Genomic DNA, 22,823 nt, shown 5'->3' with positions numbered 1-22,823 from the left:
CCGGGGTCACTCGGGTGGGTGCTGGCGGGGGTGGGGTGGGGGTGGCGAGGGTGGTGGTATGGATGCGGAGGGTGCCCGGCGGGCCGGGCAGTTGAGGCGGGCCGCGGCTGCGGCGTTGATCGGGACGGCGATCGAGTTCTACGACTTCTTCCTGTACGGGACGGCGGCGGCCCTGGTGTTCGGGCCGGTGTTCTTTCCCGGGCTGGGTGGGGCCGGGGCGTTGTTGGCGGCGTTCTCGGTGTACGCGGTGGCGTTCCTGGCCCGGCCGTTGGGGGCGGTGGTGTTCGGGCACTTCGGGGACCGGGTGGGGCGGAAGGCGACGTTGGTGGTGTCGCTGTTGCTGATGGGCCTGGCGACGGTGGCGGTGGGGTTGTTGCCGGGGTTCGCGGTGTGGGGGTGGTGGTCGCCGGCGCTGCTGGTGGTGCTGCGGGTGTGCCAGGGCGTCGGGTTGGGCGGGGAGTGGGGCGGGGCGGCGCTGCTGATCGCGGAGAACGCGCCGGCCGGGCGGCGCGGGCGGTACGGCGGGTTCCTGCAGTTGGGGCCGTCGGGCGGGTTCGTGTTGGCGAACGGGGCGTTCCTGGTGCTCCAACTCGCCCTGGACGAGGGGTCGTTCCGGGCGTGGGGCTGGCGGGTGCCGTTCCTGGCCTCGTTGGTGCTGGTGGCGGTGGGGCTGTTCGTGCGGCTGCGGCTGGCGGAGACGCCGTTGTTCCGGGCGGACGAGCGGCGGGACCGTCCGCCGGTGGTGGAGGTGCTGCGGGAGCACTGGCGGCCGGTGCTGGCGGGGGGTGGGGCGATCACGCTCGGGTACGCGTTGTTCTACCTGACCACCACGTACGCGCTGGCGTACGCGACGTCCGGCCTGGGGGTGGCGAGCACGGTGGTGCTGGCGATGCTGCTGGTCGGTGCGGTGGGCGGGGCCGTGACGGTGTGGCTGAGCGCGGCGCACAGTGACCGGTGGGGGCGGCGGCGGACGCTGCGCTGGGCGGCGGGCCTGGCGGCGGGCTGGTCGCTGGTGCTGTTCCCGCTGCTGGAGACGGTGCGCCGGCCGTTGATGTTCCTGGCGTTGGCCGGGGCGATGGTGGTGCTGGGGTGCCTGATGGGCCCGGTGGCGGCGTTCCTGCCGGAGCTGTTCCCGACCCGGGTGCGCTACACGGGTGCCGCGTTGACGTACAACCTGGGCGGGGTGGTCGGCGGGGCGCTGACGCCGTTGGTGGCGACGCGGCTGACCGGGGTGTACGGGACGGCGCAGCCGGTCGGCTGGTACCTGGGGGTGCTGGGGCTGGTGGCGCTGGGCTGCCTGTGGTTGCTGCCGGACACCACGGGCGCGGAGTTGGCCACGGTGGACGGCGGACGCCGCCGGGCGCCCGTGTTGGGGGCGGATCCGGCGGCGTAGCCGTGCGGTGCGGCGGTGCGGCCTCGGTCGGCCAGGGCCCAGCAGTCGGCCAGGGCTCAGTCGGCCAGGGCGGCGCGGCCGGCCAGCACGACGGCGGTGTGCCGGGCGACGCGCTCGCCCAGGTGCTCGGCGGTGGCGATGTCGGCCTTGTGGACGGCCTCGGGGCCGGCGTCGGCGGGCGAGGAGGCGGCGGCGCCGGAGAAGAAGCCGAGGCGGTTGAGGTCGTCCTCGGAGGCGGTGGTGGCGTTCCAGCCGGGCTTGAGGCCGAGGTTGACCCAGTTCATGCCGTGCTGGGCGGCGAGGGTCTGGAAGAAGCCGAGGGTGCCGGCCTTGTCGCCGCTCTTGGAGGCGGAGTTGGTGAAGCCGGCCGCGAGCTTGTCCTTCCAGGCGTCGGTGAACCAGCGCTTGCTGCTGGCCTCGGCGAAGACGTGGAAGGCGCCGGAGGCGGTGCCCATGTAGGTGGGGGAGCCGAAGACGATCGCGTCGGCGGCGTCCAGCTGGGCCCACTGCTCCTCGGTGATGGTGTCGACGGCGATCGTGACGACCTCGGCGCCCGCTGCGGCGGCGCCTCGGGCGACGGCCTCGGCGATCACGGCGGTGTGGCCGTAGCCGGAGTGGTAGGCGAGGGCGACGGTCGGGCGGATGGCGGTCATGCGGGCACTCCTGGGGACGGGACGGCGTGAGCAGGGGAGGGCAAGGAGGACGGAGCGGGGCGGGCCCGCTCCGTCGAACGGTCTCCAATATAGACCAGGTCTCCATCGGAGACCAGGTGCGGATCGGAGACCGCAGGTCTACCCTGGGCGTATGACGACGGAGGAAGCGGCCCGGGTCGAGGTCGAGCGACGGGCGGAAGGCGCCGGGGCCGGGCGGGAGCCGGAAGGCGGAGGGCGGCAGCCGGCAGGCGAAGGCCGGGTGCCGGAGCCGGAGCCGGGACCGGAGCCGGGGCCGGAGCTGGACGTCTTCGCCCAGCTCTGCCCCAGTCGCGAGCTGTTCGCCGAGCTCGCCGACAAGTGGTCGATGCTGATCCTGATGAGCCTGTCCGCCTGTGGGCCGCAGCGCTTCTCCGAGCTCCAGCGCGGGGTCGGCGGGGTCAGCCGCAAGATGCTCACCCAGTCGCTGCGGAGCCTGGAGCGCAGCGGGCTGGTGCTCCGCACGGTCTTCCCGGAGACGCCGCCGCGGGTGGTCTACGACCTGCTGCCGCTCGGCCGCGAGCTGGCCGCGCTGGTCGCCCCGCTCGGGCGCTGGACGGAGCGCCGCGCCGGGCAGATGCTCGCGGCGCGCGAGGAGTTCGACGCGGCGCACGCCGGGGGCTGACGGCCCACGGGGTCCGGGGTGGAGCCGATTTCCCTTCCGGGCCGACGGCCGTGTAATGTCTTCCTTGTTCGACCGGCCAGGCGGAAACGCAAGGCCAAGCCCCTATAGCTCAGTCGGTAGAGCGTCTCCATGGTAAGGAGAAGGTCTGCGGTTCGATTCCGCATGGGGGCTCCACTGAAAGACCCTCGCCTCGCGGCGGGGGTCTTTCGCGTTCTGTGCACCGGGCTCCGCCCCGTTCCGCCGCTGGTCCCGCGATCCTCGGTGGCCTAGCGGGTCGGGTACGGAATGCGTTGTGATGGTGCGTCATCGGCCGCCCGCCCGCGGGGTGCGGGCGCGAGCCGGACCCCGACCGGGAGGGCGTCATGGGTGTTCGACTCGTGGTGGTCGACGACCACCGGCTGCTGGCCGAGGCGCTGGCCACCGCGCTGCAACTGCGCGGGCACCGGGTGCTCGCGGTCGGCTCGCCGGCCGGCGTGGCGGCCGATCTGGTGGCCGGGCGGCGGCCCGAGGTGTGCCTGCTGGGGGTGTCCGCGCCGGGCGAGCCGGGGGCTTTCGACGGGCTGCGCCGGATCCGCCGGGAGCGGCCCGAGGTGGCCGTGATCGTGCTCGGGCCGGTGGGTGAACTCCGGGGTGTGGCCTGCGCGTTCGCGGCCGGGGCGGCGGGGTACGTGCCCAGCGACGAGCGGATCGAGGTGGTCGAGCGGGCGATCGGGCGGGCCCGGGCGGGCGAGGCCGCGGTGACGGTGGACGTCCTGCGCGGGGCCTTCGACCAGTTGCTGCGCCCGGTGGCGGAGCCGGACGACGAGGCGGTCCGGCTGCTGCGGCTGCTGACCCGCCGTGAGGTGCAGGTGCTGGCCCGGATCGCGGACGGCGAGGACACCGCGGCGATCGCGGCCGGGATGCGGATCGCCGCGAGCACCGCCCGCACCCACGTGCAGCGGGTGCTGATGAAGCTGGGGGCGCGCACCCGGCTGGAGGCGACCGCGGTGGCCGCGCGCACCGGCCTGCTGGAGCGGATGGCCGACGGCCGGCGGACCGCCGACGGCTGAGCGGGTCGCCGGGTTGCCGGTGCCCGCGGGGCGGCGGCGCGGCAGCGCCGTGGAGGTCGGCTGAGGAGTGGGTGAGAATGCCGGGGAGCGACCGCCCCGGTGGTCCGGAGCACCCCGGCGGGCAGGGACAATTGAGCGCAGTCGTACGCATTCCGTCGATGGCGCCGCCGACCGCGCGGACCATCGCCCGCTGGAGGTCTCATCATGAGTAAGTACCTGGTCACGGGTGGCGCCGGCTACGTCGGCAGCGTGGTGGCCGCGCACCTGCTGGAGGCGGGTCACCAGGTGACCGTCCTGGACGACCTCTCCACCGGCTTCCGCGAGGGCGTCCCGGCCGGTGCCGAGTTCGTCGAGGGCCGGATCCAGGAGGCCGGCCGGGTGCTGGACGGTTCCTTCGACGGCGTGCTGCACTTCGCCGCCTCCTCGCAGGTCGGCGAGTCGGTCGTGGACCCGGAGAAGTACTGGCGCAACAACGTGGCGGGCTCGCTGGAGCTGATCACGGCGATGCGCGCCGCGGGCGTGCGCAAGCTGGTGTTCTCCTCGACCGCGGCCGTCTACGGCGAGCCGGAGGTCGTGCCGATCGCCGAGACCGCCCGGACCTCGCCGACCAACACCTACGGCGCCAGCAAGCTCGCCATGGACCACATGATCACCAGTGAGGCCGTCGCGCACGGCCTGGCCGCCGTCTCGCTGCGCTACTTCAACGTGGCCGGCGCGTACGGCGCCTACGGCGAGCGGCACGACCCCGAGTCGCACCTGATCCCGCTGGTCTTCCAGGCCGCGCTCGGCCGGCGCCCGCACATCGCGGTGTTCGGCGACGACTACCCGACCCCGGACGGCACCTGCATCCGCGACTACATCCACGTCGCGGACCTGGCCGACGCGCACCTGCTGGCGCTGGACGCCGCCAAGCCGGGCGAGCACCTGATCTGCAACCTGGGCAACGGCAGCGGCTTCTCGGTGCGCGAGGTGATCGAGTCGGTCAAGCGCGTCACCGGCCGGGAGATCCCGGTGCAGGTCGTCGGCCGCCGCGCGGGCGACCCGGCCGTGCTGGTGGCCTCGGCCGAGCGGGCCCACCAGGAGCTGGGCTGGACGCCGCGCCGCCCCAACCTGGACGACATCGTCGCCGACGCCTGGAAGTTCACCCTGGAGCAGACCGGCGAGTAGTCCGACGAGTAGGTCGGCGAGCAGACCGGCGGGCAGTCCGGCGACGGCCCCGCCGGCCGGGCCGGAACGGGACGGCTCCCGGGGCGCGCTCCACCGCGAGCGCACCCCCGGGGGCCGTCCGCCCGGTCAAGTCCGGCCCCTCGCGCACCACCTGACGAAACTTCACCGAACCGCCACGGGAGCGTTTCCCGGCCCGTACGCTGAGTGCGGTACCGGTGGGGGCCGGCGTCCTTTCGGCTTCACCGGCCACCGGTGGGCGGGCGGAACGGCGGGTCCGGAACGCGGACGCCGGACCGGCCCCCGTCCCCGGGCTCGGGCGCTCTGAGCAGGGGGTAGTGACGATGGGGCGGATCCGGGTCCTGGTGGTCGACGACCACCGGATCTTCGCCGAGGCACTGGCCGCGGCGCTCGCCGCCGAGCCCGATGTGGAGGTGGGCGCGGCCGGTAGCGCGGCCGCCGCCGAGCGGGCGCTGGAGCGGGCCGCGGCCGAGGGGCGGGCCTACGACGTGGCGCTGATCGACGCCGACCTGGGGGTTGAAGCGGGCGGTCCGGCGGCCCGGGCCCGGCCCGGTCCGGAGGCGGCCGAGGAGGCCCGGCGCCGCCCGGCCCCGGGGATGCCCGCCGCCCGCAGGCCGGGTGCCGCCCCGCTCGCCCCGCCCATCCCGGCGACCGCCGCCGCCCGCCCCCCGGACCAGCTCCGCGCCGATCAGCTGCGGCCCACGGCCCCGCCGCCGGACGGCATCACCCTGCTGGGCCGGCTCCGCCGGGCGCATCCGGGGCTGCGCGGGGTGGTGCTGGCCACCGCGGACGATCCGCACCGCGCCGCCCGGGCGCTGCACGCGGGTGCCACCGGCTGGGTGGCGAAGGAGAGTTCGCTGGCCCGGTTGCTCGCGGTGGTCCGGGGGGTGCTGCGGGACGAGACCCACCTGCCGCCGGCGCTGCTCACCGGGGTGATCCGCGAGCTCACGACGGCCCGGCGGGACCGCACCGAGAGCGAGCGCCTGGTGGACACCCTGACCCCGCGGGAGAAGCAGATCCTGCGCTGCATGGTGGCGGGCCTGGGCCGGCAGGCGGTGGCGGAGCGGCTGTACCTGTCGCCGCACACCGTCCGCACCCACATGCAGAACGTGCTGGGGAAGTTGGGGGTGCACTCCACGCTGGCCGCCGTCGCGGTGGCCCGCCGGGCCGGGGTCAGTCCGGCGGAGCCGGCCGCGCCGCCGTCGATCGCCTCCACGCCGTAGCGGGAAGCCGTAGCGGAGCGCCGTGGCCGGACGCCGCAGCGGTGGTCGTCAGCCCGGGATGTTGTCGAACGGGGCGACCAGCAGCCGCAGCAGGCCGGCGAGTTCGCCCTGCTGGCCGGAGCTGAGCTGGGCCAGCAGTTCGCGCTCGTGGGCGAGCAGACCGGCCAGGGCCTGGTCGGCGCGGTCGCGGCCGTCGTCGGTGAGCCGGACGAGCACGCCGCGCCGGTCGTCGGGGTCGGGCAGGCGCTTGACCAGGCCCTTGCCGGTGAGGCGGTCGATCCGGTTGGTCATGGTGCCGGAGGTGACCAGGGTCTGGGTGAGCAGCTGGCCGGGGGAGAGCTGGTACGGGGAGCCGGCCCGCCGCAGGGCGGTCAGGACGTCGAACTCCCAGGGCTCCAGCCCGTGCTCGGCGAAGGCGGTGCGGCGGGCGCGGTCGAGGTGGCGGGCGAGCCGGCTGACCCGGCTGAGCACCTCCAGCGGCTCCACGTCGAGGTCGGGGCGCTCCCGGCGCCACGCCGCGACCAGCCTGTCGACCTCGTCCTCCATGACGATCAGTGTATCGGTGGATGTGTCGATGTGAAGTCTCTTGACATCGAGAAATGTGCCAGCGAGGCTTTTCGGCGATATCTTGATGTCGAGATACCTGCGAGGTGAACCATGACCAGCCCCGTCTGGGACCCGGCGCAGTACCTGCGCTTCGCCGACGAACGCACCCGCCCGCTGCGCGACCTGCTCGCCCGCGTCCCCGCCCTGCCGAACGAGCCCGCCCCGACGGTCCTCGACATCGGCTGCGGCCCCGGCAACTCCACCGCCGTCCTGCGCGAACGCTGGCCGAAGGCCCGGCTCACCGGCCTCGACAGCTCCGCCCCGATGCTGGAGGCCGCCCGCACCGACGGCGAGCCCACCGCCGACTACCTGCTCGCCGACGCCCGCGACTACGACCCGGCCCCGGCCGCGCCCGACCTGATCGCCTCGAACGCGACCCTCCAGTGGGTGGACGGCCACCTGGCGGTGCTGGCGCGCTGGGCGGACGCCCTGGGGCCCGGCGGGGTGGTCGCCGTCCAGGTGCCCGGCAACTTCGAGGCCCCCAGCCACACCCTGCTCGCCGAACTGCGCCGCAGCGCCCGCTGGCGCGACGCCCTCGGCGCCGACGCCGTCCGGGGCGGCGTCCACCCGCCCGGGCGGTACCTGGACGTCCTCGCCGGGGCCGGCTGCGCCGCCGACGTCTGGGAGACCACCTACATCACCCTGCTGCCCGGGCCGGACCCGGTGCTGGAGTGGGTCAAGGGGACCGCGCTGCGGCCCGTCCTCGGCCGGCTCGCCGACCCGGCCGACCGGGCCGCCTTCCTCGCCGAGTACGGGCGGCTGCTGCGCGAGGCCTACCCGGCCGGGCCGCACGGGACGGTCTTCCCGTTCCGGCGGATCTTCGCGGTCGGGGTCAGGCGGTAGCCCGTCGTCCGGCGTGAGGACGGGCGGACGGGCGGTCAGGTCAGGCGGTCGCCGACCAGCCTCGGGTGCCGCTCCAGGCCCTCCAGCCCGTGCCAGGCGAGGTTCACCAGGTGCGCCGCCACCGTGGCCTTGTCCGGCTTGCGGACCTCCAGCCACCACTGGCCGGTCAGCGCGACCATCCCGACCAGCATCTGCGAGTACATCGGGGCCAGCCGGGCGTCGAAGCCCCGGGACTTGAACTCCAGGCCCAGGATGTCCTCGACCTGGGTCGCGATGTCGCTGATCAGCGAGGCGAAGGTGCCGGTCGACTGGGCCACCGGGGAGTCCCGGACCAGGATCCGGAAGCCGTCCGTCGAGGTGTCGATGTAGTCCATCAGCGCGAAGGCCGCCTGTTCCAGCAGCTCGCGCGAGTGCCCGCCGGTCAGCGCCCCGGTCACCATGTCCAGCAGCAGCTGCATCTCGCGGTCCACCACCACCGCGTAGAGCCCTTCCTTGCCCCCGAAGTGCTCGTACACCACGGGCTTCGACACCCCGGCGCGCTCGGCGATCTCCTCCACCGAGGTGCCGTCGTAGCCGCGCTCAGCGAAGACCGTCCGGCCGATCTCCAGCAGCTGTTCCCGGCGCTGCTTGCCGGTCATCCGGACCCGGCCGCCCCGGCGGCGCGGGGCCGGGGCGGCCGCGGACCGGTCGGCGGCGCCGTCCGCGGTCCGTTCGGCACCGCCGTCGGGGGCCGCGCCCGGCGCCGCAGCGGCCCGCGGACGGGCCGGCGCCGTTCCGGGCGCCGGGTCCGTCCGCGTGCTGTGGTGACCGCCTGTGCTGTCTGCGCTGCTCCCGTTCACCCCTACATCATGCTGGAAGCGCCGCCTCATGCGGCGCGGCGGGCGGCGATCCGCTCCGCGTCCGGCCAGCGGACGTCCCGGACCCAGCCGGCCAGCTCGAACCAGCGGATCAGCCGGGCCGAGGAGTCGATCTGTCCGCGCAGGACGCCGTGCCGGGCCGAGGTCGGGTCGGCGTGGTGCAGGTTGTGCCAGGACTCGCCGCAGGAGAGCACCGCGAGCCACCAGACGTTGCCGGAGCGGTCCCGGGAGCGGAACGGGCGCCGGCCGATGGCGTGGCAGATCGAGTTGATCGACCAGGTGACGTGGTGCAGCAGGGCGACCCGCACCAGCGAGCCCCAGAAGAAGGCGGACAGCGCGCCCTCCCAGGACAGGCTCACCAGCCCGCCGACCAGCGCGGGCAGCAGCAGCGAGATGGTGGTCCAGAGCCAGAACAGCCGGGAGATCCGCCGCAGCGCCGGGTCGCCGACCAGGTCCGGGGCGTACTTGAGCTGCGGGGTCTGCTCCTCGTCGAACATCCAGCCCATGTGGGCCCACCACAGGCCCTTGACCAGGGCCGGGACGCTCTCCCCGTAGCGCCACGGCGAGTGCGGGTCGCCGTCCTTGTCGCTGAACCGGTGGTGCTTGCGGTGGTCGGCCACCCAGCGCACCAGCGGTCCCTCGACGGCGAGGCTGCCGACGACGGCGAGGGCCAGCCGCATCGGGCGGGGGGCCTTGAAGGAGCCGTGGGTGAAGTAGCGGTGGTAGCCGACGGTGATGCCGTGACAGGTGAGGAAGTACATGGCGACGGTGACCGCGACGTCGGTCCAGCCGAGCCCCCGGCCCCAGGCCACCGGTACGGCGGCGACCAGCGCGGCGAACGGGACGAGGATGAAGAGGCCGAGCGCGATCCGCTCGGCGGCCCCCTGCTTCTCGCCGCCGCGGGTGGCGGACAGCCGGGTCGCGGCGTCGGCGGAGGGATCGGGGGAGGGGTCGGGGAGGGCGGTGGCCCCCGCGTGCGCCTCGTCGGCCTGGATGGTCATGGGCGTCCCTTCGCGGCGTCCCGGAACGGGACAGAGCGGACCTACGTTGGCGTAACCTACGGCATCGTAGGTTGCGCTCCGTGTCCAGGGGAACACACCCCCGCGCGGCGCTTGAGTGAATTCACCCGACTGGATGGATGAACCCGGAACCCCTCCCGTGCCCGGATCGGACGGGCCAGGAGGGTCGGCATTGGTGGTAGATGTGAGGCGCGCTACCCCGTAGTCTTGGCCCAGCGCGCCGCCGGGCCTCCGGCGGTGGAGCTCCGGTCCCGGATCGTCTAAGGGCAGGACAGCTGGTTTTGGTCCAGCTTATGGGGGTTCGAATCCTCCTCCGGGAGCACTGAGTACGGCCGCGGGCGGGCACGCGCGGGCCGGGCGTCTGGCGTTTCGGCTCGCCGCCCCGCACTATCCTCGAACTGCCAGAGCACATGTGCGGACCGCGTTCTGGCCTGCTCTGCCCTCTCTTTGAACCTAATGAGGAGCCTCCCCGCATGGGTGCCAATTCGCTTGCCGCCGTTGTCGTGCTCGCCGCCGGTGGTGGGACCCGGATGAAGTCGAACAAGGTGCCCAAGGTGCTGCACGAGGTGTGCGGGCGCTCGCTGGTGGGTCACGCGGTTTCGGCGGCCGGGGAACTGACGCCGGGGCAGCTCGTCGTGGTGGTCGGCCACCAGCGCGAGCAGGTCGAGGAGCACCTGGCGACGCACTACCCGGCCGTGCGCCCGGTCGTTCAGGAGGAGCAGAACGGCACCGGCCACGCGGTCCGCACCGCGCTGGAGTCGCTGGCCGCCGACGGCGTGACGCTGGACGGCACCGTGATCGTCACCGCCGGGGACTCGCCGCTGCTCACCGGGGACACCCTGCGCCGGCTGGCCCGCTCGCACGAGGCCCAGCAGAACGGCGTCACCGTGCTGACCGCCGTCGTCCCCGAGCCCTTCGGCTACGGCCGCATCCTGCGCGACGAGGACGGCACCGTCGCCGCGATCGTCGAGGAGCGGGACGCCAGCGACACCCAGCGCGCCATCGCCGAGATCAACTCGGGCGTGTTCGCCTTCGACGCCAAGCTGCTCACCGAGGCGCTGGCCGAGCTGACCACCGACAACTCGCAGGGCGAGGAGTACCTGACCGACACCCTGGAGATCCTGCGCGAGGCCGGGCACCGGGTCGGCGCCGTGGTCGCCGAGGACCACCGGGACATCCTGGGCATCAACGACCGGGTCCAGCTCGCGCAGGCCCGCCGGCTGCTGAACGACCGCCTGCTGGAGCGGGCGATGCGCGCGGGCGTCACCGTGGTCGACCCGGCCAGCACCTGGATGGACGTCCAGGTGACGTACGAGCCGGACGCCGTGGTGCTGCCGAACACCCAGCTGCAGGGCGCGACCCACCTGGGCGAGGACTGCGAGGTGGGCCCGAACTCCACCCTCCGGGACACCCTGGTCGGCGCCGGCGCCCGTGTGAGCAACACCACGGCCGACCGCGCCGAGATCGGCGAGCTCGCCTCCACCGGCCCGTACGCCTACCTGCGGCCGGGGGCGAAGCTGGCCCGCAAGGCGAAGGTCGGCACCTACGTCGAGGTCAAGAACTCCGAGCTGGGCGAGGGCGCCAAGGTGCCGCACCTCTCCTACATCGGCGACGCCACGATCGGCGAGGGCACCAACGTCGGCGCGGCCTCGGTCACCGTGAACTACGACGGGGTGAAGAAGCACCGCACCGTCATCGGGGCGCACTGCCGCACCGGCTCGGACAACATGTTCATCGCCCCGGTGACCGTCGGTGACGGCGCTTACACCGGCGCGGGCTCGGTGATCACCACCGACGTTCCGCCCGGCGCACTCGGCGTGAACCGCGCGCAGCAGCGCAACATCGAGGGCTGGGTGGAGCGCAAGCGCCCGGGCACGGTGTCCGCGCAGGCCGCGCGGGCCGCGACCGACGGCGCGGCCGAGGTCTGACGCGCCCACCGGGGACCGGTCGGCCGGTCCCCGGGGCGGACGGTTTCTGCGCGGGCGCGTAACCTGGGGGACATACGTGCGCCACTGGGCTTACCGCCCGTGTCCAGGCGTACCGACATTCCCCGATCCCCTCGTGAGTGCGGGCTGCGCCTGCCCTCCTCGGGAGCGGGGTTCAGCGTCCGCAACACGAGGAGACGGTGCAGTGAGCGGGATCACGACGTCGGGTGAGAAGAAGCTCAAGCTCTTCTCCGGCCGTGCCCACCCGGAGCTGGCGAGGGAGGTTGCCGAGGCGCTGGGGACCGAGCTGGTCCCGACCAAGGCCCTGGACTTCGCCAACGGCGAGATCTACGTCCGCTTCCTGGAGTCGGCGCGTGGCGCGGACTGCTTCGTGATGCAGAGCCACACGGCTCCCATCAACCAGTGGATCATGGAACAGCTGATCATGATCGATGCTCTCAAGCGGGCCTCCGCCAAGAGCATCACCGCGATCCTGCCGTTCTACGGGTACGCCCGCCAGGACAAGAAGCACCTCGGCCGCGAGCCCATCTCGGCCCGTCTGGTCGCCGACCTGCTCCGCCAGGCCGGTGCCGACCGCCTGATGGCCGTCGACCTGCACACCGCGCAGATCCAGGGCTTCTTCGACGGCCCGGTGGACCACCTGTTCGCGCTGCCGCTGCTGGCCGACTACATCGGCGAGAAGGTGGACCGCTCCAAGCTGACCGTCGTCTCGCCGGACGCCGGCCGGGTCAAGGTGGCCGACCAGTGGTGCGACCGGCTGGACGCCCCGCTGGCGATCATCCACAAGCGCCGCGACATCACCCAGGCCAACACCATCCTGTCGGCCGACGTGGTCGGTGACGTCGACGGCCGGGTCTGCGTCCTGGTCGACGACATGATCGACACCGCCGGCACCATCTGCGCCGCCGCCGACGCGCTGTTCGAGAACGGCGCCGCGGACGTCCTGGTGGCCGCCACCCACGGCGTGCTCTCCGGCCCGGCCGCGGACCGGCTCAAGAACTCCCGGGTCAGCGAGTTCGTGTTCACCAACACGCTGCCCACCCCGGCCGAGCTCCAGCTGGACAAGATCACCACGCTGTCCATCGCCCCGTCGATCGCCGCCGCGATCCGCGAGGTCTTCGAGGAGGGCTCGGTCACCAGCCTCTTCGAGGGCGTGCACTGACGAAGCCCCGCGCAGGCGGCCCCGGACCACCCCGGTCCGGGGCCGCCGCCGGTTCGGGGCCGCTGCCGGTTCGGCGGGGGGCGCCGGGTTCGGCGGGGGCGTCGGCCGGGGGCCCGATTTCGTCGCAGCGGGCCGGTGCGGTTAGACTCGTGAAACTGCTCGGCGAGGGATGTCGTGTGCCCGCTCGACGGACACCGACTCCGTGATCGACGCGCTGCCGTAACGGATTCCGTCCGTCGGCAGAAGTCGTTGCCGCCGAGTGACCCCCGAACGTACTGAGGGTGTGGTCCCGGCGGTTTTTCGCGTTGCCTGCACCCCCGCGCCATTCTTCACGAGGAGTGCAGTCGTGTCCGAGATCCGCATTGCCGCTGAGACCCGTTCCGAGTTCGGCAAGGGTGCCGCCCGTCGCGCCCGCCGCGCCGGCTTCGTCCCCGGTGTCGTCTACGGCCACGGCCACGCCCCGGTTCACCTGAACCTGCCCGGCCACGACCTGATGATGGCCCTCAAGACCCCGAACGCCCTGCTGGTCGTTCCGATCGAGGGCAAGGACGAGTACGTCCTGCCGAAGGCCGTCCAGCGCGAGGCCATCAAGCGCACCATCGAGCACGTCGACCTGCTGCTGGTCAAGCGCGGCGAGAAGGTCACCGTCGAGATCCCGGTCCACACCGAGGGCGAGCTGGCCCCGGGCGGCAACCTGCTGGAGCACGTCCTCAACGCGCTGCCGGTCGAGGCCGAGGCCACCCACCTGCCCGAGTCCGTCACCGTCTCGGTCGAGGGCCTGGAGGCCGGCGCCTCCATCCACGCCAAGGACATCGCCCTGCCGGCCGGCGTCACCCTGGCCGTCGACGCCGACGCCGTCGTGCTGCAGGTCATCGGCGCCCAGGCCTCGCAGGCCGACGCCGACGCCGAGGCCGCCGAGGCCGAGGGCACCGAGGCCTGAGCCTCCGGTACCCCGTAGCTTTCGACCGCTGCCCCGGTCGCTCCCCTGGAGCGGCCGGGGCAGCGGTGCGTCCAGGATGATCGGGATGACGGCGTCGAGCGCGGCGTCGGGCGCGGAGTCGAGCGCGGAGTCGAGCGCGAGGGAGAAGGGAAACATGGCGGAGGAGTACGACGGGCCCTGGCTCGTGGTGGGGCTGGGCAACCCGGGCGAGCAGTACGCCCGGAACCGGCACAACATCGGTTTCATGGTGGTCGACCTGCTGGCGCAGCGGATGGGTGCCAGGTTCAAGGCGCACAAGAGCCGGGCCCAGGTGGCCGAGGGGCGGTTGGCGGGCAAGCGGGTGGTGCTCGCCAAGCCGATGTCCTTCATGAACCTCTCCGGCGGGCCGGTGACGGCGCTGCGGGACTTCTACAAGGTGCCCGCCTCGGCGCTGATCGCCGTCCACGACGAGCTGGACATCGACTACGCGGCGCTGCGGCTCAAGCTGGGCGGCGGGGACAACGGCCACAACGGGCTGAAGTCGATCACCAAGTCGCTGGGCCCGGACTACCACCGGGTGCGCTGCGGGATCGGCCGGCCGCCGGGCCGGATGGAGGTCGCCGACTTCGTGCTGAAGGACTTCTCCTCGACCGAGCGCAAGGAGCTGGAGTGGTTCGTGGACCGCTCGGCCGACGCGGTGGAGGCGCTGCTGTCCGAGGGGCTGGAGCGGGCGCAGGGCACGTACAACTCCTGAAACGGGCGGCGTCTGACGTGACGTCATGCGCACGGTGTGCCGGGTACACAACAGTCGTACAACGCTTGCCCGGTAAACCTGAATCCGTGTGAGAACCCTGTGCGGGATCGGATAGCGTCGGCCCGGTACGCGAACGGGTCCTGGGGAGTTCTCGATGCGCAGATTGCGTCCGGTCCGCCGACTCCGGCGGCTCCGGGTGGTTCGGCTCAAGCAGTTCGGACGACGGGTCGGCACCGCCGGTGCCCTGGGGGCGGCCGGGATGCTGCTGTCCAGCGGCGCGGTGGCGCACGCCGATCCGGTGGCCGAGCCCGATCCGGCGATCACGCCGGAGCCCGCGGCGGCGCAGTTCGCCCCGCTGCTGGGCGAGTCGGTCGGCCCCGACGCGGGGCTGCTGGCGGTCGGCGGCGGCCTGGTGGTCGTGGCCGGCGGGGCGGCCCTGTGGCTCAAGCGCCGGCGCGCGGGCGAGCCCGCGGAGTAGGAACGTACGTACGCAGGGCCGGTGTCCACGGGACGTGGACACCGGCCCTGCGTCGTTCGGCCGGTCGTCAGCCGGTGTTGCGCAGGCCGGCGGCGATGCCGTTCACGGTGAGCAGCAGCGCGCGGGCGCGCAGCGGGTCCTCCGGGCGGCCGGTCGCGACCTCCTCGCGCTGGCGGCGCAGCAGCGCGACCTGGAGGTAGGAGATCGGGTCGAGGTAGGCGTCCCGGACGGTGAAGGTCTGCTTCAACACCGGGTTGTGCTCCAGCAGTTCGTTCTCGCCGGTGAGCCGCAGCACCTCGCGCAGGGTGAGGTCGTGCTCGGCGACGATCTGGTCGAAGATGTGCCGCAGCTCGCCGGGCACCAGCTGCTCGACGTAGTGGCGGGCGATCCGCAGGTCGGTCTTGGCCAGCGTCATGGCGACGTTGGACAGGAAGTTGCGGAAGAAGTGCCACTGGCCGTGCATCTCGTCCAGCACGTCGCCGAGGCCGGCCGCGCGGGCGGCGGCGAGGCCGGAGCCGACGCCGTACCAGCCGGGGACGACCTGGCGGGACTGGGTCCAGCCGAACACCCACGGGATGGCCCGCAGGCCGTCCAGGCCGGCGCCGGAGTCGGGGCGGCGGGACGGGCGGGAGCCCAGGTGCAGCGAGGCGAGCTGGTCGACCGGGGTGGAGGCGAAGAAGTACTTCGGCAGGTCCTCCTGGTCGACCAGGGCGCGGTAGGAGGTGTGGGCGGCCTCGGAGACCCGGTCCATCGCGGCGTCCCAGCGGGCCAGTTCCTCGGGGGCCTGGCGCGGGGCGGTGTGCAGCGCGGAGGCGGCGAGGGTGGCGGAGATGGTCAGCTCCAGGTTCTCCCGGGCGAGGGAGGGGAGCAGGTACTTGTCGGAGATGACCTCGCCCTGCTCGGTGACCTTGATCTCGCCCTCCAGGGTGCCCCAGGGCTGGGCCAGGATGGCTTCGTGGGAGGGGCCGCCGCCGCGGCCGACGGTGCCGCCGCGGCCGTGGAAGAGGCGCAGCCGGATGCCGTAGCGGTGGGCGACGTCGCGCAGTCGGCGCTGGGCGCGGTGGATCTCCCACTGGGAGGTGGTGATGCCGCCGAACTTGGAGGAGTCGGAGTAGCCGAGCATGACCTCCTGGATGTCGCCGCGCAGTGAGACGAGCAGCCGGTAGGAGGGGTCGGAGAGCATCTCGTCGAGGATGCGGTCGGCCTGCTGGAGTTCGTCGGTGGTCTCCAGCAGCGGGACGATGCCGATCTTGGCGATCCCGGCGTGCAGGTCGATCAGGCCGGCCTCGCGGGCCAGCACGGTGGCGGCGAAGACGTCGTCGGCGCCCTGGCACATCGAGATGATGTAGCTCTCGACGATCTCGTCGCCGAAGCGCTCGAAGCCCTGGCGGATGGTGTTGAAGACGCCGAGGGTCTTGGTGCCGGCCTCGTCCAGCGGGGCCGGGGTGGGGGCCAGCGGGCGGCGCGAGCGGAGCTCCTTGGCGAGCAGCTTCTGCCGGTACTCGCGGGGCATGTCGGCGTAGCGCCAGGCCTCCTCGCCGAGCCGGTCGAAGAGCTGGCCGAGGGCGTGGTGGTGGGCCTCGGCGTGCTCGCGGACGTCCATGGTGGCGAGCTGGAGGCCGAAGGCCTCGATGGTGCGGATGGCGCGGGCCAGCCGGCCGTCGGCGATCAGCTCGCCGCGGTGGGCGCGCAGCGACTCCTGGATCAGCCGCAGGTCGGCGACGAGTTCGCGGGTGCCGACGTAGTCGCGGCCCTCGACGTGCGGGGTGCCGCCGGCCAGCCGCTCGCGGGTGTTCTCCAGCTTGAGCCGGATGCAGGTGGCCTTGAGGCGGTACGGCTCCTCGGCGTTCATCCGCTTGTAGCGGGGGCTGAGTTCGGGGAGCCGGTGCAGGTCGGTGTTGAGCGAGGCGAGCAGTTCGACCGAGGCGCCGGCCAGCCGCTCGGAGGTGGAGAGGGTGTTGCGCAGGTCGTCGATGGCGGCGAGGGCGTCCTGGATGCCGTACTCGTGCTGGAGGTTGAGGACGTCCCAGGTGACCTGCGGGGTGACGTTGGGGTTGCCGTCGCGGTCGCCGCCGATCCAGGTGCCGAAGGTCAGCGGGCGCACGCCGTCGGGCAGGTTGAGGCCGACCCGGGCGAGCTCCTCGTGCAGTTCCTCCAGCACCTCGGGGACGGCCTCGCGGTAGAGCTCGTCCAGGTAGTAGACGGCGTTGCGGGCCTCGTCGGTGGGCTCGGGGCGGGCGATGCGCAGTTCGTCGGTCTGCCAGAGCAGGTCGATGACCTCGGCGAGGCGGCGGTCGGCGGAGCGCTTGGCGCTGCTGGTGCGGGCCGGGTCGGCGGCGGCCAGGCCGTTGCTGAGCTCCTCGCGGTGGATCCGGTCGAGGAGTTCGCCGATCCGGCGCAGCTTGTTGAGCACGCTGCGGCGGGCGGCCTCGGTGGGGTGGGCGGTGAAGACCGGGCGGACCGCGAGGTTGGCCAGGGTGTCCTGGAGGTGCTTGGGGTCGGCCTCGGCGAGCTGGTCGGCGGTCTGGGCCAGCAGCGAGCCCTCGCGGGCGCGGCGGGTGGCGAACTCCCGGCCGCGGTGCACCTGTTCGGTGACGTTGGCGAGGTGGAAGTAGGTGGAGAAGGCCCGGACCAGCTTGGCGGCCGTGTCCAGGTCGATGTCGGAGAGGAGTTCGGCGGTGGCCTCGCCGTCGGTGCGGCTGAGCAGGCGGACCTGTTCGACCAGGCCCAGCAGCTGGGGGCCCTCCTGGCGGACCAGCGTCTCGCCGAGCAGGTCGCCGAGGCGGCGGATGTCCGCGCGCAGGGCCGAGTTGTCCTCGGCTGCGCCGGCGGCGAGGACGGTGGGGCTGTCCGCCGGGGTGGGGACCGGAGCGGTCACGGCTGGCTCCCTCTGGTGGTGGGGTTCGGCAACGGCTCATCGTCACAGGTCCACGCGCAGTGTGGCGGGTGTGACGCGTGCGGACCGCGCTGTCCGACGCGACCAGCATAGGTGTCGGGGCGGTCGCTGTCCGCGAGGTGGCCGGATGGCGGACAGGGCTGCCGAAAACCACCTGTGGTCTGGACCACTTGAGGGGGGTCGGGGGTGTGCCGGGCAATCCGGGTGGGGAAGGGCGGGGGTTGCCGCTTAACCTGTCACGCATGAGCAAGTCGCCTGGGGAGCGCGTGCCGGTCCGGTCGTTCTGGTGGTGGAAGCGGCGGCGCAGCGCCCTCCTCGACGTCGGGCTGGCGCTGCTCGCCGCGGTCGAGTGCTCGGCCAGCACGATCGCCTTCCTCTCCGCCCGGATGCACGTGAGCGTCCTCGGCATGGCCGGGATCGCCCTGCTCGGCACGCTGGCCGGCGGTTCGCTGGTGGTGCGCCGGCGGTGGCCGGCCGTGCCCGTGGTGGCGACCCTGCTGGTGCTGCCCGGGATGCTGGGCGTGCTGCTGCTGGTGGTGTCGCTGTACACGCTGGCGGAGACCTGGGAGTGGCCCTCCCGGCGCCGCCGGGTGGTGGCGCTGTCCGGGCTGGCCTTCGCCGAGGCCGGCGCCGTGATGGCGCTCCAGTTGATGACCCCGGACGACTCGGTCGCGGCGGAGCGGACCCCGCTGTGGGGCCTGGTCGTGCTGTCGCTGCTGGTCGCGGTCGGACTGACCGTCGCCCCGGTGGTGACCGGACTGTACGTGGGGGCGCGGCGGCGGCTGATCGAGTCGCTCAAGGACCGTGCGCACGGCCTGGAGACCGAACTGGACCTGCTCGCCGAGCAGGCCCAGGAGCGCGCCCGCCGGGCCCGGTTGGAGGAGCGCACCCGGATCGCCCGGGAGATGCACGACGTGGTCGCCCACCGGGTCTCGCTGATGGTGGTGCACTCCGGGGCGCTGGAGCGAATAGCCGTCAAGGACCCGGAGAAGGCCGCGCAGAGCGCCAGGCTGATGGGCGAGGTGGGCCGGCAGGCGCTGAACGAGCTGCGCGAGATCCTCGGTGTGCTGCGGATGGACGACGAACGGCCGCAGGAGCCGGACTCGCTGGCCGTGCTGCCCCGGCTGGTCGACCAGTCCCGGGCGGCCGGGATGGCCGTGACGCTGACCGTCAGCGGCAGCCGGCAGGAGTTCACCGGCGAGGCCGAGCAGACCGCCTACCGGGTCGTCCAGGAGGGGCTGACCAACGCCCACAAGCACGCGGGCGGGGCGCAGGTGTCGGTGCTGCTGGCGTACGCGCCGAACGGGGTGCGGGTGAGCGTGGTGAACGCCTGCCCGGGCGGGGAGCGGGGGGCGGCGCAGCTGCCCAGCGGGGGCAACGGGCTGGTCGGGATGCGGGAGCGGGTGATCGCGCTGGGCGGCACCTTCTCCTCCGGGCCGGAGGCGGACGGCGGCTTCCGGGTCGAGGCGGTGCTGCCGTCCCGGCTGGCCGTCCGCGCGGACCGGCTCGGCCGGCCGGGCGCCGCGGGTCCGGCCTGATCCACGGGAGGCGCCTCAGCCCGGCGTGGACGGGCCCTGGCCGTACGCGCGGCCGTACTCCTCGGCGGTGCGCAGCCGTTCCGGGGCGGTGCCCAGGACCAGGGTGCTGATCGCCTGGTCGATGCCGTGGCCGAGGAACCACTCGCCGGTGTGGTCCAGGCTGTAGACCCGGGCCTCCTCGTCGACGGCCAGCAGCGCCTGCCCGTAGGCCTCCTCGCCGAGCGGGGCGAGCCGGCTGCCCAGGGCCCGGCCGAGGTCGAACAGGGTGCGCGGCTGGTGCAGCCCGCACATCGGGTCGATCAGGAACGGGGTGCGGGCCAACTGGCGGCCGGGGCCGGAGAGGTCGAAGGCGAGGCCGCCGAACTCGGCCCAGGCCTCGACGGCCGCCGGGAACACCGCGTGCGGGACGCCGCCGGGACCGCCGTGCCCGACCAGGGCGTCGGCCCACTCCTCGGCCTGCCGGATCTGCCAGCGGCCGGGGTGCCAGCCGGCCGCCTTGAGCTCGGCGGCGACGTCGGCGGGGAAGCGCGGGCGGGTCCGCCCGGTGGGGCCGGCCGGGGGCGGGGTGCCCGGGGCGAGGGTGGCCGGCGGGGGCGGGGGCGGGCTGGGCGGGTTCAGGGCGTGCTCCGGGGCTCGGGGACAGGGGGCGTACGAGAGGCGTACGGGAGGCGGGCGGGCGTGGGCGTCCGGCGTGCGGACGCTCAGCGCGCCGGCGGTCCGACGGCGACGCTCTGCACCGTGAAGTGCTCCAGCATCGGTGCGCAGGAGCGGCACGGCGGGGCGTGGGTGCCGTGTGCCGGGTCGCCTTCCTCGCGGATCCGGAGCGTCGTCATCCGGGAGCCCTTGAGCGCCTTGCGGGCTTCCTGCAGGCTCATCGGCTTGCGGGCGGCGCGCTTGGAGCGCTTCCCGTCGACCGTGGTCAGGTACTGGGAGAGCAGGACGGCCTCCGGGCAGCGGCCGGTGAACCGTTCGCGGGCCTCGACCGGCAGGGTGTCCAGGAACTCGCCGACCAGCGGGTGCAGGACCGGGCGCCGGTCGTCCTTGTCGCCCGCCAGGGTGTGCACCTCGCCGCCCTTGGGCGACAGCGCGGCGGCGACGGCGGGCAGCAGGCTGTCGCGGTGGTGGCGCAGCACGGGCGGGCCCGCCGGCTCACCGGTGGTCATGCGGTGTCCTCCTCCTCGTTCCTGGCGGTCCGGTTCCCGTTGGCTCCGGTCGGTCCCGGGGCAAGCCTGTCATTCGGTACCGACAACCGCACAACCGGGGTGCGGGGCGGACCGAACACCCGTACGGCCACCGGCCGGCCGGGCACCCGTCCCACCCGCATCCTGGCCGCCCACCGGCCGGACCCGCACAGCATCGTCATGACTTGTCCGTCGATTTACCGAAACCGCCCCCGGTCCGGACCCCGCCCGGTACGGTTCCGGCAGCGAGCCCCGGGCGGGCCCCGGTGGCAACGGCGACGCCGGGGCGGTGCTCGCCGACGACGACGAACTCGCCGCCCCCGTACGGCCGATCGGCGGCCACGGCGCCCGCGACGAGTCACACAGGCCCGGCAGGTAGGGGTCGTGGAGGTGTTGCGGCGGGCCCTGGGTGCGAGGGGTCGGCCGGGCGGGTGACCCAATAGGCTGGTGCCCAGCAAGCGCACCGAGCATTTTGCAGCAGCCAGTGGGGGCTCCCAGATGACGACAGGTCGGCCCGGCGTCACCGCCGCACCGAACGCGGCGTACGCAGGTCAGGTGGTGCAGTTCCCGGACCCGGTCCGTGCCGAGCGGCACCCGGCCGGGGTCCGGGTGGACGAGGCCGGCTACCCGGACTTCGGTCCGTACGCCGCCGCGGCGGCCGAGGTCGCCGACCCGCCGCAGGGCTTCGGCGTGGACGAACTGCGGCTGACCGACTACGTCTCGGCCAACGCCGCCCTGTTCACCCAGGGCCACCCGCTCTGGGCCGACCTGGAGACCGCGGTGGCCACCCCGCCCGGCTGGACCTGGCACCACGCGGTCGGCCGGGCCGCCCCCGGCTGGCGCCGGATGGAGCTCGTCCCGGTCGAGGTCAAGTCCCTGCTGCGCCACCACGGCGGCCTGGCCACCTCGCCCGCTGACCACACCCGCCGGGGCACCCGCCCGCTGCAGGAGCGCCGGCCCGTCCACTTCTCGCTGGCCAAGGACGGCGGCGACCCGATCGGCGTCCCCGAGGACCTGGTGCAGCGCGCCGAGGAGCGCCTCGGCTACCAGCTGCCCGGCGCCTACCGCACCTTCCTCAAGCTCGGCGGCGGCCGCGGCCCGGTCGGCGTCGCGCTGGACACCGAGCTCGGCATGCTGCTCGACCAGCCGTTCCTCACCCTCACCGAGGAGTACGGCACCGAGGACGTCGTCTACGCCAACAAGTGCCTGCGCGACCACCTCACCAAGGACTACCTGGGCATCGCCTACGCGCAGGGCGGCCTGATCGCGCTCAAGGTGCGCGGCGACCGGATCGGCTCGGTCTGGTTCCACCTGTACGACGACGCCCGGGACTCCGGCGGGCCGGAGGCCCCCGAGGAGCGCTGCGCCCGGCTGCTGCTGCCCTGCGGGGACGACTTCGACGCCTTCCTGCTGCGGCTGGCCGGCAGCCCGCCGGAGCTGGAGACGGTCGCGGAGCTGATGGTGGACGGCGGGTTCGCCCGGGCCGTCCCGGTGGACTGACGTGAGCGCGGGAACGGCGTTGAGGGAACGAGTGGGGACGACGGGGACAGGGGTGAACCGGGCGTGGTGACGTACGCGCAGGCGCAGGAGCTCGCCGAGGAGTGGGTCAACGGCGGGGTGCCGCACGGGCAGCAGCGCGAGGTGCGGGTCCGGGAGTTCGACCTCGGCTTCGTCTGCTGGGCGGTCTCGCCCGCGGACACGGCGGGCGGGCCCGCCGCCGGTGCCGACGGCGGGGCGGGTGCGGGCGGGGCGCGGCTGGTGATCGCCCGCGACTCGGGCGCCAGCACGCTGTGGCCCGCGCTGCCCGTCAACGAGGTGGTCCGGCAGTTCGAGGAGGTGTACGGGCGGCCGGTCGCGGCCAACCCGGCCGGGGCGGCGAAGCCCGCACCGGGGCCGGTGGAGGCGACCTCCTTCCTGCTCAGCCCGCCGCAGTGGCTGCAGGAGGCGGGAGCGGCGGCGATCGCGGCGGAGGCCGAGAAGCTGGGGGGTGCCGCGGCCCCGGCCCCGACCCCGGCCCCGGCTGCCGCGCCCGCGCCTGCCGATGTGCCGCCCGCACCGCTGCCGCCCGCGCCCGTACCGGTCGCGCCCGCCGTGCTGACCGAGCCGCCGGTCTCCGCGCGGCCCGCCGGGGACGCGCCGACCATGCTCGCGCCGCCGCCCGGCGAGGACCCGTTCGCCGCCCCGCTGCCGCCGAGCGCCTCGACGCCGCCGCCCGCGCCGGTCGCGCCGGTCGCGGCCGAGGCGGCGACCGTGCTGATGCCGGAGGGCCTGCGCACCTCCGGTTCGGACCTGCCCGAGGCGCCCGCCCCGGCCGGGGCCGAGGCCGCGACGATGCTGATGCCCCCGGGCGGCGGCCACGGCCTGCCGCCGGTCGGTGCCCAGCCGCCGGTCGCCCAGGCCCCGGCCCAGGCCCCGGCCGCGCCGCCCGTCGCCCCGCCCGCTCCGGTCCCGGTGCCCGCC

At 74.1% G+C, this 22,823-nt stretch carries 20 protein-coding genes, 2 tRNA genes and 1 pseudogene; 16 read left to right on the top strand and 7 right to left on the bottom strand.

Annotation, left to right across the window (positions count from 1 at the left end; all coding sequences use genetic code 11):
* Nucleotides 1-58: 58 nt before the first annotated feature.
* Nucleotides 59-1,393: an MFS transporter gene (locus ACFC1T_RS27465; protein ID WP_375892717.1), complete on the top strand. Its 1,335-nt coding sequence runs from the start codon at nt 59-61 to the stop codon at nt 1,391-1,393.
* A 56-nt stretch (nt 1,394-1,449) separates the two neighbouring features.
* Here ACFC1T_RS27465 and ACFC1T_RS27460 read toward each other — a convergent pair whose 3' ends face one another.
* A complete protein-coding gene (locus ACFC1T_RS27460; protein ID WP_375892715.1) occupies nt 1,450-2,046 on the bottom strand; it encodes a flavodoxin family protein in 597 nt (198 codons plus the stop codon).
* Nucleotides 2,047-2,197: 151 nt separating this feature from the next.
* Here ACFC1T_RS27460 and ACFC1T_RS27455 point away from each other — a divergent pair, with 151 nt between their 5' ends.
* The 5 genes from ACFC1T_RS27455 (at nt 2,198) to ACFC1T_RS27435 (ending at nt 6,164) form a co-directional block, all read left to right on the top strand.
* Entirely contained in the window at nt 2,198-2,707 is a 510-nt protein-coding gene (locus ACFC1T_RS27455) for a winged helix-turn-helix transcriptional regulator (protein WP_375892713.1), read from the top strand.
* A gap of 98 nt (nt 2,708-2,805) precedes the next feature.
* Nucleotides 2,806-2,881, top strand: a tRNA-Thr gene (locus ACFC1T_RS27450).
* A 188-nt stretch (nt 2,882-3,069) separates the two neighbouring features.
* On the top strand, nt 3,070-3,756 hold the full coding sequence (locus ACFC1T_RS27445; protein ID WP_375892712.1) for a LuxR C-terminal-related transcriptional regulator: 687 nt from the start codon (nt 3,070-3,072) through the stop codon (nt 3,754-3,756).
* 204 nt (nt 3,757-3,960) lie between these two features.
* A complete protein-coding gene (galE, locus tag ACFC1T_RS27440; RefSeq protein WP_375892711.1) occupies nt 3,961-4,923 on the top strand; it encodes a UDP-glucose 4-epimerase GalE in 963 nt (320 codons plus the stop codon).
* A 341-nt stretch (nt 4,924-5,264) separates the two neighbouring features.
* The gene (locus ACFC1T_RS27435; RefSeq protein WP_375892710.1) at nt 5,265-6,164 is read left to right on the top strand and encodes a LuxR C-terminal-related transcriptional regulator; all 900 of its coding nucleotides are present in this window, start codon (nt 5,265-5,267) and stop codon (nt 6,162-6,164) included.
* 48 nt (nt 6,165-6,212) lie between these two features.
* Here ACFC1T_RS27435 and ACFC1T_RS27430 read toward each other — a convergent pair whose 3' ends face one another.
* Nucleotides 6,213-6,710: a MarR family transcriptional regulator gene (locus ACFC1T_RS27430; protein WP_360231165.1), complete on the bottom strand. Its 498-nt coding sequence runs from the start codon at nt 6,708-6,710 to the stop codon at nt 6,213-6,215.
* 111 nt (nt 6,711-6,821) lie between these two features.
* Here ACFC1T_RS27430 and ACFC1T_RS27425 point away from each other — a divergent pair, with 111 nt between their 5' ends.
* A complete protein-coding gene (locus ACFC1T_RS27425; protein ID WP_375892708.1) occupies nt 6,822-7,613 on the top strand; it encodes a methyltransferase domain-containing protein in 792 nt (263 codons plus the stop codon).
* Between the two features lie 35 nt (nt 7,614-7,648).
* On the opposite strand, the gene ACFC1T_RS27420 is transcribed toward ACFC1T_RS27425, so the two are convergent.
* Together ACFC1T_RS27420 and ACFC1T_RS27415 are read right to left on the bottom strand one after the other, a co-directional pair.
* On the bottom strand, nt 7,649-8,251 hold the full coding sequence (locus ACFC1T_RS27420; protein WP_375892821.1) for a TetR/AcrR family transcriptional regulator: 603 nt from the start codon (nt 8,249-8,251) through the stop codon (nt 7,649-7,651).
* 227 nt (nt 8,252-8,478) lie between these two features.
* Nucleotides 8,479-9,471, bottom strand: coding sequence for an acyl-CoA desaturase (locus ACFC1T_RS27415; RefSeq protein ID WP_375892707.1), 993 nt, complete (start codon nt 9,469-9,471; stop codon nt 8,479-8,481).
* A 267-nt stretch (nt 9,472-9,738) separates the two neighbouring features.
* On the opposite strand from ACFC1T_RS27415, the gene ACFC1T_RS27410 reads away from it, so the two are divergent.
* From ACFC1T_RS27410 to ACFC1T_RS27385, 6 genes are all read left to right on the top strand, one after another.
* Nucleotides 9,739-9,809, top strand: a tRNA-Gln gene (locus tag ACFC1T_RS27410).
* Nucleotides 9,810-9,962: 153 nt separating this feature from the next.
* The gene (gene glmU / locus ACFC1T_RS27405; protein ID WP_375892705.1) at nt 9,963-11,417 is read left to right on the top strand and encodes a bifunctional UDP-N-acetylglucosamine diphosphorylase/glucosamine-1-phosphate N-acetyltransferase GlmU; all 1,455 of its coding nucleotides are present in this window, start codon (nt 9,963-9,965) and stop codon (nt 11,415-11,417) included.
* 202 nt (nt 11,418-11,619) lie between these two features.
* Entirely contained in the window at nt 11,620-12,597 is a 978-nt protein-coding gene (locus tag ACFC1T_RS27400) for a ribose-phosphate diphosphokinase (protein WP_375892703.1), read from the top strand.
* A 346-nt stretch (nt 12,598-12,943) separates the two neighbouring features.
* Nucleotides 12,944-13,537 (top strand): 50S ribosomal protein L25/general stress protein Ctc, encoded by a 594-nt coding sequence (locus ACFC1T_RS27395; protein WP_375892701.1) that lies wholly within the window; start codon nt 12,944-12,946, stop codon nt 13,535-13,537.
* A gap of 154 nt (nt 13,538-13,691) precedes the next feature.
* Nucleotides 13,692-14,270, top strand: coding sequence for an aminoacyl-tRNA hydrolase (gene pth / locus ACFC1T_RS27390; RefSeq protein WP_375892700.1), 579 nt, complete (start codon nt 13,692-13,694; stop codon nt 14,268-14,270).
* Between the two features lie 154 nt (nt 14,271-14,424).
* Nucleotides 14,425-14,748, top strand: coding sequence for a hypothetical protein (locus ACFC1T_RS27385; RefSeq protein WP_375892699.1), 324 nt, complete (start codon nt 14,425-14,427; stop codon nt 14,746-14,748).
* 67 nt (nt 14,749-14,815) lie between these two features.
* Here the strand turns inward: ACFC1T_RS27385 and ppc are convergent, their stop codons facing one another.
* Complete coding sequence (gene ppc / locus ACFC1T_RS27380; RefSeq protein WP_375892697.1) at nt 14,816-17,626, bottom strand: phosphoenolpyruvate carboxylase; 2,811 nt, start codon at nt 17,624-17,626, stop codon at nt 14,816-14,818.
* A 260-nt stretch (nt 17,627-17,886) separates the two neighbouring features.
* On the opposite strand from ppc, the gene ACFC1T_RS27375 reads away from it, so the two are divergent.
* Entirely contained in the window at nt 17,887-19,182 is a 1,296-nt protein-coding gene (locus tag ACFC1T_RS27375) for a sensor histidine kinase (protein ID WP_375892695.1), read from the top strand.
* A 15-nt stretch (nt 19,183-19,197) separates the two neighbouring features.
* On the opposite strand, the gene ACFC1T_RS27370 is transcribed toward ACFC1T_RS27375, so the two are convergent.
* Entirely contained in the window at nt 19,198-19,800 is a 603-nt protein-coding gene (locus tag ACFC1T_RS27370) for an SUKH-3 domain-containing protein (protein WP_375892820.1), read from the bottom strand.
* An 83-nt stretch (nt 19,801-19,883) separates the two neighbouring features.
* Nucleotides 19,884-20,345: a YwqJ-related putative deaminase gene (locus ACFC1T_RS27365; RefSeq protein WP_375892694.1), complete on the bottom strand. Its 462-nt coding sequence runs from the start codon at nt 20,343-20,345 to the stop codon at nt 19,884-19,886.
* Between the two features lie 516 nt (nt 20,346-20,861).
* Between ACFC1T_RS27365 and ACFC1T_RS27360 the strand changes: the two genes are divergently transcribed.
* Together ACFC1T_RS27360 and ACFC1T_RS27355 are read left to right on the top strand one after the other, a co-directional pair.
* The gene (locus tag ACFC1T_RS27360) at nt 20,862-21,863 is read left to right on the top strand and encodes an SMI1/KNR4 family protein (RefSeq protein ID WP_375892692.1); all 1,002 of its coding nucleotides are present in this window, start codon (nt 20,862-20,864) and stop codon (nt 21,861-21,863) included.
* A 63-nt stretch (nt 21,864-21,926) separates the two neighbouring features.
* Nucleotides 21,927-22,823: pseudogene (locus tag ACFC1T_RS27355) on the top strand (hypothetical protein); the annotation flags it as partial.

Origin of the sequence: Kitasatospora sp. NPDC056076, from assembly GCF_042266305.1 — a bacterium.
Classification (GTDB): Bacteria; Actinomycetota; Actinomycetes; order Streptomycetales; family Streptomycetaceae; genus Kitasatospora.
This window is presented reverse-complemented; position numbering and strand designations above follow the sequence as displayed.